Source organism: Desulfovibrio sp. DV (assembly GCF_001936595.1).
GTDB lineage: Bacteria > Desulfobacterota > Desulfovibrionia > Desulfovibrionales > Desulfovibrionaceae > Solidesulfovibrio.
Map to the genome: position 1 here is coordinate 128934 of NZ_MLBG01000002.1, position 14636 is coordinate 143569.

Annotated in this window: 14 protein-coding genes; 5 read left to right on the plus strand and 9 right to left on the minus strand. The window is 63.4% G+C overall.

Annotated elements, in window-relative coordinates; translation table 11 throughout:
- Positions 1 to 56: 56 nt before the first annotated feature.
- Positions 57 to 680, plus strand: coding sequence for a hypothetical protein (locus tag DVDV_RS22600; RefSeq protein ID WP_075352916.1), 624 nt, complete (start codon positions 57 to 59; stop codon positions 678 to 680).
- A gap of 6 nt (positions 681 to 686) precedes the next feature.
- Here DVDV_RS22600 and DVDV_RS01270 read toward each other — a convergent pair whose 3' ends face one another.
- Both DVDV_RS01270 and coaE read right to left on the minus strand, forming a co-directional pair.
- Positions 687 to 1409 (minus strand): rhomboid family intramembrane serine protease, encoded by a 723-nt coding sequence (locus DVDV_RS01270; protein WP_075352917.1) that lies wholly within the window; start codon positions 1407 to 1409, stop codon positions 687 to 689.
- Entirely contained in the window at positions 1406 to 3061 is a 1656-nt protein-coding gene (gene coaE, locus DVDV_RS01275; protein WP_075352918.1) for a dephospho-CoA kinase, read from the minus strand. The genes DVDV_RS01270 and coaE overlap by 4 nt, the downstream gene beginning before the upstream one ends.
- Before the next feature lie 128 nt (positions 3062 to 3189).
- On the opposite strand from coaE, the gene DVDV_RS01280 reads away from it, so the two are divergent.
- Positions 3190 to 4179 carry an alcohol dehydrogenase catalytic domain-containing protein gene (locus DVDV_RS01280; RefSeq protein ID WP_075352919.1) on the plus strand — a complete coding sequence of 330 codons (990 nt, stop codon included), beginning with the start codon at positions 3190 to 3192 and terminating at the stop codon, positions 4177 to 4179.
- A 25-nt stretch (positions 4180 to 4204) separates the two neighbouring features.
- Here DVDV_RS01280 and ligA read toward each other — a convergent pair whose 3' ends face one another.
- Genes ligA through uvrB form a run of 4 tightly spaced genes read right to left on the minus strand, consistent with a single transcriptional unit; the run spans position 4205 to position 10147 of the window.
- Entirely contained in the window at positions 4205 to 6307 is a 2103-nt protein-coding gene (ligA, locus tag DVDV_RS01285; RefSeq protein ID WP_075352920.1) for an NAD-dependent DNA ligase LigA, read from the minus strand.
- Between the two features lie 18 nt (positions 6308 to 6325).
- A complete protein-coding gene (locus DVDV_RS01290) occupies positions 6326 to 7039 on the minus strand; it encodes a DUF3431 domain-containing protein (protein ID WP_083634536.1) in 714 nt (237 codons plus the stop codon).
- Positions 7036 to 8082, minus strand: coding sequence for a TrkA family potassium uptake protein (locus DVDV_RS01295; RefSeq protein ID WP_075352921.1), 1047 nt, complete (start codon positions 8080 to 8082; stop codon positions 7036 to 7038). Before DVDV_RS01295 ends, DVDV_RS01290 begins: the two co-directional genes overlap by 4 nt.
- Position 8083: 1 nt before the next feature.
- The gene (gene uvrB, locus DVDV_RS01300) at positions 8084 to 10147 is read right to left on the minus strand and encodes an excinuclease ABC subunit UvrB (RefSeq protein WP_075352922.1); all 2064 of its coding nucleotides are present in this window, start codon (positions 10145 to 10147) and stop codon (positions 8084 to 8086) included.
- A gap of 116 nt (positions 10148 to 10263) precedes the next feature.
- Between uvrB and DVDV_RS01305 the strand changes: the two genes are divergently transcribed.
- From DVDV_RS01305 to DVDV_RS01315, 3 genes are all read left to right on the plus strand, one after another.
- Positions 10264 to 10749, plus strand: a complete 486-nt coding sequence (locus tag DVDV_RS01305) for a hypothetical protein (RefSeq protein ID WP_075352923.1) — start codon at positions 10264 to 10266, stop codon at positions 10747 to 10749.
- A gap of 79 nt (positions 10750 to 10828) precedes the next feature.
- Positions 10829 to 11413, plus strand: coding sequence for a TIGR00730 family Rossman fold protein (locus DVDV_RS01310; protein WP_075352924.1), 585 nt, complete (start codon positions 10829 to 10831; stop codon positions 11411 to 11413).
- Between the two features lie 59 nt (positions 11414 to 11472).
- Positions 11473 to 11664, plus strand: a complete 192-nt coding sequence (locus DVDV_RS01315) for a hypothetical protein (protein WP_075352925.1) — start codon at positions 11473 to 11475, stop codon at positions 11662 to 11664.
- Positions 11665 to 11954: 290 nt separating this feature from the next.
- Here the strand turns inward: DVDV_RS01315 and DVDV_RS01320 are convergent, their stop codons facing one another.
- From DVDV_RS01320 to DVDV_RS01330, 3 genes are all read right to left on the minus strand, one after another.
- Positions 11955 to 12332 (minus strand): response regulator, encoded by a 378-nt coding sequence (locus tag DVDV_RS01320; protein WP_075352926.1) that lies wholly within the window; start codon positions 12330 to 12332, stop codon positions 11955 to 11957.
- Positions 12333 to 12388: 56 nt separating this feature from the next.
- A complete protein-coding gene (gene aat / locus DVDV_RS01325; RefSeq protein ID WP_083634537.1) occupies positions 12389 to 13183 on the minus strand; it encodes a leucyl/phenylalanyl-tRNA--protein transferase in 795 nt (264 codons plus the stop codon).
- 428 nt (positions 13184 to 13611) lie between these two features.
- On the minus strand, positions 13612 to 14636 hold a 1025-nt coding region (locus tag DVDV_RS01330), incomplete at its 5' end, for an AAA family ATPase (RefSeq protein WP_139311469.1).

Consider the following 14636-nt stretch of genomic DNA (forward strand, 5'->3'; position numbering starts at 1 on the left):
ACCCGATCACACCATACCGCCACGTCCGAAGACCCTGTGGCGCCTCAGGGAACTCCATGGGACAGGCAGGCGAATCACGTATCATCAAGCGGTTGGGCCAGGCCCTGACGGCCCAGGGCGCGTATGCCGCGGCCCGCCGGCTGGCCGATGTCCAGCCTCTTTTGCAATTTCACGATGACGACGCCATCCGGTCCCTGGCCCTTCGCCACTGTCGGGAATACAGTCTGGACCCGGCCTGGGTGCTGCTTGGCCGAGGCAACCCGCCCGCCTCCCCGCCAGAACTGACGCCGGTCTTTGCCATGTCGCGCATCCATCCGGCCAGCGGTCGCTGGCAGATCGCCGAGATCGAACGGATTGCCCTGGCCCCCGGCATTCTCGCCTCCGGCCGGTTCGTGACCCGCATGGAAGGGACGGCTCTGGAACCGCGCATCCGCCACGGAGCCTATCTGGTGGTGGACACCCGGGATGACCAGGTGCCTGAAGCGTGCGACAAGCCGGCCCTTTTTGCCGTGGCCATGCGCGGCGAAGGCTTGGTCGTGCGGCTGGCCCATTGGGACAAGGAGGCCGGCCGGGTGGTATTGTCCGACCTCAGCCCGCAGAGCCTGCCGTTTTTTGTACCCAGGGACGGGGTGGAGAGCCGGGTGGTGGGCCGGGTGGTCTGGGTGGCCCAGTCCGTGTAAGCCGGCCTATTCCCGGTCGTAACGCCGGACAGACGGATCGAAACAGAACTTGCATCCCGGCGGCAAAAAGACCCGGACCAGGGCCAGGCCGACGGCAAAACCGCCCACATGGGCCCAAAAGGCCACGCTGGCCGCCTGCCCCGCGCTGACCGTTCCGGCCAGACCGGAAAGAAGCTGCATCAGAAACCAGATGCCCAGAAAGACGACCGCCGGCAGTTCCACAATCCAGGGAATAATGATGATGGGAATAAGCGTCACCACCCGGGCTTTGGGAAACAACCGGAAATAGCCGCCCATGACCCCGGCGATGGCCCCGGATGCCCCGATGACCGGCATCGGGGCGTTGGGGTTGAAAAGGACATGGGCCAGGGCTGCCCCAAGGCCGCACAGCAGATAAAAAACAATGAACCGCAAAGACCCCAGGGCTTCCTCCACATTGTCGGCGAAGATCCACAGCACCCACATATTGAGCAGATAGTGCAGCCAGCCGCCGTGCAGGAACATGTAGGTCAGAAACGAGGCATAGCCGCCTTCCGGATAGCCGATGCGGGCGGCAAAGGTCGGATTGGTGAATCGGGCCGGTACCACGCCGTACAGATGCACGAATTCAAGCAGCACCCGGTCCGGCAGGAGCTGCTGGTAGAGAAAGGCGGCCGTGCAAAGCCCGATCAGGGTCCAGGTCACCAGCGGCGGCCGGGTGCTTGGCACATTGTCCCGAAGCGGAATCATGGCCTCGGTTTCCCCTCCCCCGCTTCCGGGGCGTAGCCGGCGGCGGCCAGCGCGGCCAGACGCCGCCGCATGTCCTGCCGGCGCAGGTCGGCCATGGTGGCGAGTACCCGGTCCCCGGCCGCAGCCAGGTCCCCGGCCGTGCCGGCGTTGTCCACCACGAACCGGCATTTGGCCAGTTTCTTGTCTTGGGGCCATTGCCAGCCGTCCATGCGGCTGGTCAATTCCGCAGACCAGCCGCGTCCGTCAGCCAGCCGCGCGGCCCGGACCGCATCATCGCAACGAACTCCAACAACCATGTCCACCATCTCGCCCGGAAGCCAGCCCGCTTCAAAGAGCAGCGGCACTTCGGCAAAAATAGCCCGCTTTTCGGCCTGGGCAGCGGTAAAACCAGCCAGCTCGCCCTTGACCAGGGGATGGATCAGTTCGCACACCTCGCGGCGAAAACGGTCGCTTTCGGCCATGTTGCGGGCCAGCCAGGCCTTGTCCACCGAACCATCGGCCATAAGTGCCTGTTCGCCGTAGCGCCGCGACAGCATATGTGCGCCGTCGCCCCCCGGAGCATAAAGCTGTGCCACGGCCGCATCCGCCGAAAAGACCGGGAAGCCGGCGGCAGCGAAATGGCCAAGCAGGGTCGACTTGCCGCAGCCCGGCATTCCCACCACGCCCACACGTTGGCAGCGCCGGCCGAGGATAAGCAGCAACCGCCAGAAATCCCGGGGCAGCGGCAGGCGAAAGGCCATGGTTTCGCCGGTGGCCGGATGGGTGAAGGACAGCTTCCAGGCGTGGAGCATCTGCCGGGTGGCCAGTCCGGCCACGGCCCCGCCGCGCCGCGTCCATTCGGCCTGCTGGCGCGCGCCGTAGACCACGTCGCCAATGATGGGATGGCCCATAGAGGCCATGTGGACACGGATCTGGTGGGTGCGGCCGGTGGCGATGGCCACTTCCAGCAGGCTGGCCGAGGCGTCCGGGGCGCTCCAGACCAGTTTCCAGGAACTGTTGGCCGGACGTCCGCCCTTTTCCACCACCGCCATGCGGGTCGGGTGCTTGGGATCGCGGCCGACGGGCAGCTCGATGGTCCCTTCGGGCCGGGCCGGGCGGCCGTGGACCAGGGCCAGATAGGTCTTGGACACCTCTCTGGCGGCAAAGTCAGCGGCCAGGGCCAGCCGGGCGGATTCGGTCAGGGCCACCAGCAGCAGGCCGCTGGTATCCTTGTCCAGGCGGTGGACAATACCGGGGCGGTGGCCGGCCATCTGGCGCATGTCCGGGAAATGGTGGAGCAGCCGGTTGACCAGGGTGCCGTCGGGCAGGCCCGGGGCAGGGTGAATGGTCAGGTGGGGCGGTTTGTTGAGAACGAGTATATGCTCGTCGTGAAAGACCACGCCAAGTGCCCCCTCCTCGGCCACGGCTTCGCTCGGGGTCGGGGCCAGGGTCAGGGTCAGGGTTTCGCCGCCGCGCAGCTTCTGGCCCGGCTTGCGGCACACCGTGCCGTCAATGGCGGCCAGTCCGGCCTCAATGGCCGTGCGAATCTTGCCTCGGGAAATGTCCGCAGCCGCCAATCGGGTGCTCCAGAACACATCCAGGCGCGCTCCGGTTCCATCGGCTGCGGCATCGTAAACAGCCTCAAAGGGCGTCGTGGCATCCGTATCGTTCATGGTACCTCTATACTTGAGTTGCATGGGCCAATTAGCCCGTCCGGTCAAGGTGCAAGGACGGAAGCGTTTGATGAAGTCCTGTCCGTGGGCTATGCTCGGGCCACACTCTTCGCCCCAAAGGAGCGCCCATGCAGGCTGTGATCTTCGAAAATGGTTCCGTGCGCCTGTCGGACAGGCCGCAGCCGACGCCTGGCCCGGACGATGTGCTCATCGAGGTGCATCTGGCCGGCATCTGCAACACCGATCTGGAACTGCTGCGCGGCTACATGGGTTTTGCCGGCATCCCGGGCCATGAGTTCGTCGGCCGGGTCATTGCTGCCCCCGGAAACCCGCAGTTGCTTGGCCGGCGGGTTGCCGCCGACATCAATATCGGCTGCGGCACCTGCCCGGTCTGCCGCAAGGCCGACGCCCGACACTGCCCCAACCGCACGACCCTTGGCATTGCCGGCAAGGACGGGGCCTTTGCCCAATTCCTGGCCATGCCGGCCCGGACCATCCAGATCGTGCCAGACAGCGTGTCCGATGCCCAGGCCGTGTTTCTGGAGCCGTTGGCCGCTGCCCTGGAACCGGGACAGCAACTGCATCTGACCGCCCGGCAAACGGTGCTGGTCCTTGGCGACGGCAAGCTCGGCATCCTTACTGCCTGCGCCCTGCGCCGGCTTGTGCCGGACATTGTCCTGGCCGGCAAGCACGAAGGCAAACTGGCCCTTGCCGCGGCCCAGGGCGTGGCCGTGCGCCAGGGAAACGACCCTGCCGCCATCGTGGCCGCCCTTCGCCGGGAATACGGCCTCTTTGACGTGGTGATCGAGGCCACCGGCCGGCCCCAGGGGCTGGAAACGGCCCTGGCCCTGGTGCGGCCGGAAGGGACCGTTGTCCTTAAAACCACGACGTTTGCCCCGACCACGGTGGCCATGGCCCAGGTGGTGGTGGACGAAATCAGTCTGGTCGGCTCCCGTTGCGGCGATTTGCATCTGGCCGCCGCCTATCTCAAAGACGGGCTGGTCGATGTTTTGCCCCTGGTCGAGGCGGCCTACCCCTTCACGGCGGTTGCCGAGGCCCTGGACCATGCCGCCCGGCCCGGAGCCATGAAGGTGCTGCTGGATTTCCGTTCGCCCTAGGCTTGTCCAACGGTTTCGGTCGGGATCACGGGTCGAGCAGGGATTTGCGCGTCCGGGTCTCCACGTGCAGTTCGGCCAGCATGGCGGCGAACTGCTCCGGCGACAGCACGGTGACGCCAAGGGCTTGCGCCTTGGCCAGCTTGGAGCCGGGGTCAGCCCCGGCCACCAGATAGTCGAGCTTTTTGGACACCGACCCGACCACCTTGCCGCCTGCCCCTTCCACCAGGGTTTGGGCCTTGTCACGGGCCATGTCCGGCAGCGCGCCGGTAAAGAGGAACCGCTTGCCGGTAAATGGCGTTGCCGCCGCCGGGCTGACCGGCTTGACGACGCTGACCGGCCACAGGCCGATCTCCCGGAAGCGCTCCAGCAGGCGGCGGTTCTCGGCATTGTCGAAAAATTCCCGTATCGCGCCAGCCACTTCCGGGCCGATATCCGGCAGAGCGGTCAGTTCTTCGACCGTGGCCGCACCCAGGGCGTCAAGGTCGGTGAAATGCTCGGCCAGGGTGCGGGCCGTGCGCGTGCCCACCTGCCGGATGCCCAGGGCGGCAATCAGCCGGGGCAAGGTGGCGGCATGCTTGGCCGCTTCCACGGCAGCCACGAAATTGGCCGCCGATTTCTCGGCCATCCGCTCCAGGGGGAGGAGATTTGCCTCAGTCAAATCGAAAAGATCGGCCGGGGTTTTGACCAGCCCCTGGTCAATAAGCGCCTGGACCCATTTGGCCCCCAGGCCCTCGATGTCCAGGCCCGACTTGGACACGAAATAGCTGATGCCGCGGCGCAGCATGGCCGGGCAGGCCAAATTGACGCACCGCCAGGCCGCCTCGCCCTCGCCGCGCACGGCCGGCGAGTGGCAGGACGGGCAGACATGCGGAAAATCGAAGGGTTCGGCATTGGGCAGGCGTTTGTCTTCGACCACCCGCACCACTTCCGGGATGACGTCCCCGGCCCGGCGCACCACCACCGTGTCGCCCACCCGCAAATCCTTGGCCTTGATCTCATCCTCGTTGTGCAGCGTGGCCCGGGCAACGGTGACCCCGGCCAGACTGACCGGCTCCAGGATGGCCACCGGCGTGAGCACCCCGGTGCGGCCGACCTGGACGTCGATCTGGCGCAACACGGTTTCGCCTTCATGGGCTGGAAATTTGAGGGCAATGGCAAAGCGCGGAGCCCGGTCGGTGAAATCCAGGGCGGTCTGCAGGGCCAGACTATCGACCTTGACCACCACCCCGTCGATCTCAAAGGGCAGCTCCTGGCGGCCCATGCCCATGGCCTCGAAATAGGGATAGACCCCGTCGGCCGCAACCACCTTGCCCTGGCTGGCGACCGGCAGCCCAAGCCCGGCCAGCCCGGCCATGACCTCGCTGTGCCGGGTCCAGCCGGGACCGGCGGATGCGCCCCAGTCCTGGCTGCCGACGCCGTAGGTGAAAAAGGTCAGGGGGCGGGCGGCGGAAATTTTGGAATCGAGCTGGCGCACCGAGCCGGCGGCAGCGTTTCGGGGGTTGGCGAAAATTTTGCCCCCCTGTTCCCGCTGGTGCTCGTTTAATTCGTAAAAATCCTGGCGCGTCATGACCACCTCACCCCGCACTTCGAGGAGCGCCGGCACAGGCAGCCCGGTCCGGGCGGCGTGGGGGCGCAAATCCAGGGGCACGTTTCGCACCGTGCGCACGTTTTCCGTCACATCCTCGCCCGTAACCCCGTCGCCACGGGTCAGCGCCCCGGCATAGACCCCGTTTTCGTAAATGATTTCCAGGGCCAGTCCGTCAAATTTGGGATCGACCCAGAAGGTCGGAGCCTCGAAGGGCACGCCGTCGCGTTCGAGCTTGTTGGCCGCCCGGGTCAGAAAATCCTGCCACTCTGCCTCGCTCATGGCGTTGTCCAGGCTGTACATGCGCAGCCGGTGCGGGCGCGAGGCAAACCCGTCGAGCACCGCCCCGCCCACCCGCCGGGTGGGGGAATTGGCGTCGGCCAGCTCGGGATGGGCGGCCTCAAGGGCTTTGAGCTCCCGGTAGAGGACGTCGTAGGCGGCATCCTCGATCCGGGGATCGTCAAGGACATAGTAGCGGTAATCATGGTCATGAATCAGCTGGCGCAGTTCGCGCAAACGGTCGGCAACGCTCGTCTCGGACACGGTCCTATCCTCTCTTCCCTATTTCCTGGCTGGCTGGTCAGGGGCTTTCCCGCTGGCAAGGGGCGCTGTGCCCGGCCGTCCTGACTCGGTGCGGTTAAGCCGCGTGTCGCCGTTAAAAATGATCTGCCACAGCCGCTCAAAGGCGTGGCCGGTGTTGCCGGCGTCATCGGGATCGGCGGTGACGATTTCCAGGGCACGCCGGTAAAAAGCCAGGGGCCGGGCCAGGACGCGCTCCCTGGCCACAAAAAACATGCCGGCCGGGGCCGTGACCAGAAAGGTCTCCGGCACCGGACCGGCAAAAAGCTGTGCGTACACCGCCCCGACCGGAATGTCCCGGCCAAAGCCGGGGCGATGGCCGTGGAGCGCGGCGTCACCCAGGGCATGGGGCTGGCCCAACCGGTCGCACTTGAGCTTGAAAAAGGCAAATCCGGTAAAGGCCAGCCCCAGGCGGACGTTTTGGCGAATGCGTTCGGCCAGGCCCTCGGGCGTGGTCCCTGGCGGCATGTGGTCAAAGGGCGAACCCTGGACAAAGATGGTATGCCCGGCCAGCATGTCGTAGCGCCGCACGATATGGGTCAAATAGGAGTGGCTCTCCCGGCCGATGTTGGGCAGGGCCAGCTCACCGGGGTCGCCGGACTTGTCGTAGATTGCAACCGGCAGGCCCAGGCGTGCGGTCCAGGACACATCCTCGCGGTAGCGGGCCACCACCACCTCGACCTCGGGCGCGTTCACAAAATGGCCCGCAACCCGTCCAGGCCTTCGTTCTTGCCAACCAGGATCATGGTGTCCCCGGCCTCCAGGACTTCCTGAGGCTGGGGATTAAAAATCATGTCGCCGGCCGTCTTTTTGATGGCGATGATGATAAGATTGAAGCGGGGGCGGATTTTCGATTCGATAAGATTGCACCCGGCGATTTCCGATGAAGCGGTCACCCGCAACTCTTCCATCTGCAGATCAATGGCCCCGCTGCGGCCGGCCAGCTCCAGAAAGCTCGTGACCGTCGGGCGCAGCACCGACTGGGCCATGCGCACCCCGCCGTACATGTGCGGCACCAGCACCTGATCGGCCCCGGCCCGTTGCAGGCGCTGGGTATGGCTCTGGGCGTCGGCCCGGGCCACGATGCGGATGGCCGGGTTGAGCTGGCGGGCGGTCAGGGTCACGTAGACATTGGCCGCTTCCTGGGTGAGGGCAGCCACCAGCGTCCTGGCCCGGTCCAGGCCCGCAGCCAACAGCACCTCGTCAGCCGTGGCATCGCCAGCCACGTAGGGAATGCCTTGCTCATCAAGCAATCGAATGACTTCGGGGTTGCTCTCCACAATGACGGCCGCGACGTTTTCGGCCAGGATCTCGCGGGCCACGATGGAACCGATGCGGCCATAACCGCAGATGATGACGTGGTCGCTGAGTCGGTCGATGATCTTTTGCATACGCCGTCTCCCGAAATATTTTTGCAACCGGCCCTCCACCAGCACCTGGGTGAAGGAACCGACCAGATAGGCAAACGATCCCACGCCGGACACAATGAGCACCATGGTCAGGATGCGGCCGTTGCGGGACAAGGGGTAGACTTCCTGGAAGCCGACCGTGGAGAGGGTGATGACGACCTGATAGAGGCTGTCGAAAAAGCTCCAGCCTTCCACCTTCATGTAGCCGATCAGTCCGCAGACAAAGACCAGGGACAGGGCCATGAAGCCGCCGATGAGCGGTCCCCAGGTCCCGAGGCGATGGGTGATGCGTGCGGCTTTGCTGCGAAAACGCAGGGAACGGTGGGGCATGTCAGCCCAACTCCAGCAGGCGCTGGCGTAAAAGCGCCACCTGATCGCGGCATTGGGCCGCTTTCTCAAATTCCAGGGCCTTGGCCGCCTCGCGCATTTCCCGTTCCAGCATCTTGATTTTCCGTTCCATGCCCTTTTTCGACAGGCCGCCGTAGGCCTCGGCCTCTTCCCGCACCGAAGTCCCGGCCGCCAGCCCCTTGCCGCCGGTGGCGTAGCCGCCCCCGCCGCTTCCCGAGGAGGCATACGTCGTCCCGGATTGTCCGCCCTGGTACAGGCTGTCGAGTACGCTGTCCATGGTCTTGACAATGGACCGGGGCACCACGCCGGTTTCGAGGTTTGACGCCTCCTGCATTTCCCGACGCCGGGCCGTCTCGTCCATGGCCGCGCGCATGGATCGGGTGATGGTGTCGGCATAGAGGATGACCCGGCCGTCGACATTGCGCGAGGCCCGGCCAAAGGTCTGGATGAGCGAGCGGACCGAGCGCAAAAAGCCCTCCTTGTCCGCATCCAGTATGGCCACCAGCGACACTTCCGGGATGTCCAGACCTTCGCGCAGGAGGTTGATGCCGACGAGCACCGAGAATTCCCCCTGGCGCAGTGCCTTGATGATGGCCACCCGCTCCAGAGTCTCGATGTCGGAATGGAGGTAGCGGGAGGTCACACCCATGGAATTGAAATATTCGTTTAATTCCTCGGCCATACGTTTGGTCAGGGTGGTGACCAGCACCCGCTCGCCGGCCTCCATGCGCTGCCGGCACTCGGCCATGAGGTCGTCCACCTGCCCCTTGGTCGGCCGCACTTCCACGATGGGATCAAGCAGGCCGGTTGGCCGGATGATCTGCTCCACCACCACGCCTTCGCTGCGCTGCACCTCCCAGTCGCCGGGCGTGGCCGAGACGTAGACGGCTTGGCCGATGCGGCCGAGGAATTCCTCGAAGTGCAGCGGCCGGTTGTCGAGGGCCGAGGGCAGGCGGAAGCCGTAGTTGACCAGGGTCTGCTTGCGCGAGCGGTCGCCGGCATACATGCCGCCGACTTGGGGCACGGTGATGTGGGATTCATCCACGAACAGGATGAAATCCTTGGGGAAGTAATCGAGCAGCGTGTAGGGCGGATCACCGGCCCGGCGGCCGTCGAGGTGGCGGGAATAGTTCTCGATGCCGTTGCAGTAGCCCAGTTCCTCGATCATTTCGAGGTCCTGCATGGTACGCATTTCCAGGCGCTGGGCCGAGAGCAGGTCGCCCGCCTCGCGCAGTTCGGTCAGGCGCAGGCGCAGTTCCTCGCGTATGTCGGACACGGCCCGGTTTAAGTTGGTGCGGTCCGAGACATAGTGGCTGGCCGGGAAGATGATGGCCTTTTCCATGGACCCGACCACCTCGCCGGTCAGCGGATCGGTCTCCAAGATGGCTTCGAGGTCGTCGTCGAAAAATTCCAGACGCAGCGCCCGGTCCCGGCTATAGGCCGGGATCAGCTCGATGACGTCGCCGCGCACCCGAAAGACACCCCGGTGGAAATCGTAGTCATTGCGCTCGTACTGGATTTCCACCAGCCGGGCGAGGACCTTTTCCATGCCGACTTTTTCGCCCACAGTCAGCGTCAGCACCATCCGCTCGTAATAATCCCGCGACCCCAGGCCGTAGATGCAGGACACCGAGGCCACGATGAGCACGTCGCTCCGGGTCAGGAGCGAATGGGTGGCGGCATGGCGCAGCTTGTCGATATCATCGTTGATCGAGGCGTCTTTCTCGATATAGGTGTCCGTGCGCGGCAGATAGGCTTCGGGCTGGTAGTAGTCGTAATAACTGACGAAATATTCCACTGCGTTATGCGGGAAAAGGCCCTTGAACTCGCTGTAGAGCTGGGCGGCCAGAGTTTTGTTGGGGGCCATGACCAGGGCCGGGCGGTTGAGCCGGGACACCACCTGGGCCATGGTGAAGGTTTTGCCGGTGCCGGTGGCGCCGAGCAGCACCTGGCTCGGCACGCCCTGGTCGAGATTGACCGCCAATTCGTCGATGGCCCGGGGCTGGTCGCCGCGCGGGACGTATTCGGATTCAAGCTGGAAATGCATGGTGTTTTCTTTTACAATCCTTGTCGACCCAATAAAAGCAAAAAACCCCCACGGCGTCCGGGCCGGCGGCCGCACAGCCGGACCGGGGACAGCCTATCCGTGCAAGGAGACGCCTCATGGAGATCGATGTCGTTCCGGCAGATTTCAACCTGCCTGTGGACCGGGCCTGGACCGTGTCCATTGTCATCAAAAGCTTCAAGGGCCGCAAGGACGTCAACGTCCATTTGTTTCGGCCCGAGTGGGACCCGGAAGAGGTCGAAATTTACGATTGGAACGTGCTGATCGGCGACCCCGTGGACCCGGATCTGCCGGTCAGCTTTGAAAGCAGCCGGCGCATTCTGCTCGAGTCCTTCACCGAAGAGGAGCGCGACGCCCTTATCGAGTATATCAGGACCCGCTACCAGGACAAGGTGTCCGAGGTGCACGCCTGCGCGCTCAATATCCCGGTGCCTCTGGGCCTGACCGCTCTTTCCGAGCTGGCCGAAGGCAAGGATATCGGGTTTATCCATTTCGACAAGATCCCCAATTACACCCTGCCCTTCCCGGTGCGCGGCTATTTCGACCTGAGCCAGCACAAGCCCATCATCGCGGGCCTGGAGTAGCTCTTTTCGGTTGTTTCACCGTTGCCTGAGTCTTTAGCAAGGGGGCTGCCCAGGCGGCCCCCTGTTGCGGAGTTGTTTGATGCAAAGCGTATGCGTGTTCTGCGGTTCATCGTCCGGGGCCGATCCGGCCTATGTGGAAGCGGCCAATGCCCTGGGCCGGCTCCTGGCGGCCGAGGGCCTGACCCTTGTCTACGGCGGGGCCTGCGTCGGGCTTATGGGCGCTGTGGCCGATGCCACGCTGGCCGCCGGCGGCAAGGCTGTTGGCGTGTTGCCGGATTTTCTGCGCCGCAAGGAACTGGCCCATCCGCGCTTGACCGAGCTGCACGTGGTGTCCTCGATGCACGAACGCAAGGCGCGCATGGCCGAACTGGCCGACGGCTTTATCGCCCTGCCCGGCGGCATGGGCACCCTTGAGGAATTTTGCGAGATCATCACCTGGGCCCAGCTTGGGCTGCACGAGAAACCCTGCGGCCTGCTCAACATCCAGGAATACTACGCCCCGCTTTTGCAGTTCGTGGATCGCATGGCCGGCGAAGGATTTTTGAAGGAAACGCAAAAGGGGTTGGTGCTGTCGTCGGACACGCCCGAAGGGTTGCTTGCTGCCATGCGGTCCTTTGAGCCGATCCGCGTGGCCAAGTGGGTGGACAGTCGGGCGAAGGCTTGATTCCGGCCAGTTGCCCTGTACCTAACAGACTTTGCAAACGCTCTCCAAGGATGCAAGCCATGACCGACGATTCGCAACACCAAAAGCCGAAGCAAATCCGGTCAACGCAGAAGGATTTCACCGGCCTGGATTCGTATGCCAGCCCTGAGGATGAGTTGGCGTATTACAAAAGTGAGTATGGGCGGTTGAAGGCGATTATTGCCTTGCAGAAGCAGAAGATACGGAAATTTGTTGCCGCAAAGAGAGGGTAGCGGGGAAATCCCGCATCTTTCGGCGTACAAGCGCGACGAAACGATGTTTCGCCCGACCCGGCCGTATGGGCCTGCCGAAGGAATGTTGCAAGTGCAACACCAGAACACACGCTGGATGCAGGAAAAGTCTTACGGCACTGCGAAACGTCCAGCGCAATGCCACCCGTCGCTTCGGTTTGGCGACGGCATGGGCCGGCGACGGAAAACTACAATCAACCACCCACAGAAACCCAAGTAACGCCACTGCCAATTTTCCTGACCGTATCCGAGAAACCGGATTTCCAAGCGCATTACTTGATTTTACAGCCTACAAATTGCTCAACTATCGGTTTTAATTGCTCAGAATGGGCTGGGATTTCCAGCAGCACATCGACTCCTGTCGTATCAAGCAAGGAAGCACTTTCACTAAAACTTTTTGCGAGGACAATAAAAGGGACTCTTTTCTTTAAGATATCTTCGACACCTTTTATGACGCCTTGAACAGCCGCCAGGGCATTTTTCTCCGGAGCGACATCCAAAAATATCAAATCAAACTGCTCTCTATGGAAGATAGCAATCGCTTCATCAACAGAATGCACAAAAACGATTTCCTGCGAACTGGTCTTCAAAATGTCCGCTATCATATTGCCTTGGGAAACGTCTCTGTCGATGAGTAATACCTTTGACATTGCCCTACTCCTTTGGTGAAGTTGTTTGACCTACCAACTGACTTGAATGCAACAATTTATTCAGATTCTTCACCATTACCTGATTTATACATTTGTTTTGCTTGAACAGCAAGGGAAAATCGTCTCGGTTCCTCTCGTCGCCACACCCCCGCATCCGCCCCCACCTGCTCTTCCAACTCCCACGTCCCCACCATCCCCGCTTCTTCCCGCGCCACTTCGAGCCGCTTTAAAAACTCGTTGCGCGTCACTTCCAGCGCCCCAAAACGGCATAAATGCCCGGTGGTTTGCTGGCAGTCGATGAAGTGGAAATGCTGCCGCTCCAGAAACTGCGCCAGGGTCACAAAGGCCACCTTGGATGCGTCCGTGGCCAGATGGAACATGGATTCGCCGAAAAAGGCCTTGCCGATGGCCACACCGTAGGCCCCACCCACCAATTCGCCGTCCTGCCAGGCTTCCACGCTGTGGGCGTAGCCGGCGCAGTGCAAACGCTCATAGGCCTCGATCATCTCCGGCACAATCCAGGTGCCGTCGCCGGCGTCGCGCATCATGGCGGCGCAGCCGCGAATGACGCCGCTGAAATCCGTGTCCAGGGTCACCCGGAATTTGCCGGAGCGAATGGTGCGCGAAAGCCGCCGCGACACATGCACCTGGCCGGGGATGAGGATGGGGCGGGGGTCCGGCGACCACCAGAGGATGGGGCTTTGGTCGTCATACCACGGAAAAATGCCCCGGCGATAGGCGGCCAGCAGCCGCTCCAGGCTCAGGTCGCCGCCAACAGCGAGCAACCCACCCGGCTCGGCCAGGGTCGGCTTGGGGAAGATCGGTTCGTCGATCAGGGCAAATACAGGCATGGGTCTCCATAGGCCGTCCAAGGCCCCGGGGCAAGGCCGGACGCCGGATGGCGCGCAATCCAGACGCCGGCTCGACGCCATAAAAAACCAGGACCGCCGGCTGGCGGCGATCCTGGTTTCAGGCTGGTGCAACAAAGTCTTCCCACTGGAACAAAACGCATCACTTGAGGATGATTCCTCCACTACCCCCTTTCGGGAGGGTCCGGGAGGGGCTGAGCCCCTCCCGGCCGCCGGAGCAACTGTGGTTCCCGTCAAGTTCAAAAAGCAATTACGCGTCTCGACTTGGCAACGCACCCGGTCAAATCAAACTTCCCCCAGGTGGGATTCCAAAGGGCTCAGCCCTTTGGCCGCCGGAGGCCTCTTCCTCTTCTCTCACGACCCCGGCCGGAGGCTTCTTACTTCGTAATCGCTTCTCGCTTTCCCGCACCCTAGCCGGCGTCGGCCGCATCGGCTGCTTCGGCCACGGCCTTTCGCGGCGCGCGGCTGGAGAAGGTGAAGCTGAACAGCTCCGGTGCACCCTCGGGCGCGGCGTCCACAACCGCCTCTCCGCCCTTTTGCAGCTTGCCGAAGAGCATCTCCTGAGCCAGCGTGTCCTTGATCTCCACCTGGATGACCCGGGACAAGGGGCGCGCGCCGTAGTCGGCGTCAAAACCCTTTTCAGACAACCTGGCCGCAGCCGCCGGGGTCAGGCGCACGAACACGCGCTTTTCCGCCATCTGGGCGTTGAGTTCCCGGATGAACTTGTGGACGATGCGGTCCATGACCTCAGGCACCAGGGGCTTGAAGCTGATGATGTCGTCCAGGCGGTTGCGAAACTCGGGACTAAACAGCCGCTCAATGGCCTTCTTGCCCTTGTCCGCCGCCTCGCCGGGCTTGTTGGCTCCAAAGCCGATGCTCTTGGCTGCCATCTCACGCGCTCCGGCGTTGGTGGTCATAAGCAGGATAACATGGCCGAAGTCCGCCTTGCGCCCGCTGTTGTCGGTCAGTGTCGCGTAGTCCATCACCTGGAGCAGGATGCTGAACATATCCGGGTGCGCCTTCTCGATTTCGTCGAGGAGCAGCACGGAATAGGGATGCTTGCGGATGGCGTCGGTCAAAAGACCGCCCTGCTCGAAGCCGACATAGCCCGGAGGCGAGCCGATGAGCCGGGCCACCGCGTGCTTTTCCATGTATTCGCTCATGTCGAAACGCACGAAGTTGATGCCGAGCACCGCAGCCAGCTGCTTGGCCAGTTCGGTCTTGCCAACGCCGGTCGGACCGGCCAGCAGGAACGACCCGGTGGGCTTGCCGGCATTGGCCAGTCCGGCCCGGGAGCGCAGGATGGCCTTGGCAATGCCGTCTACGGCCTCGTTTTGGCCAAAGACGAGGTTTTTGAGCTCCCCTTCCAGGTTCTCCAGGCGAATCTTGTCCGAAGACGTGACCCGGGCGGCCGGAATCTTGGCCATGGCCGCCA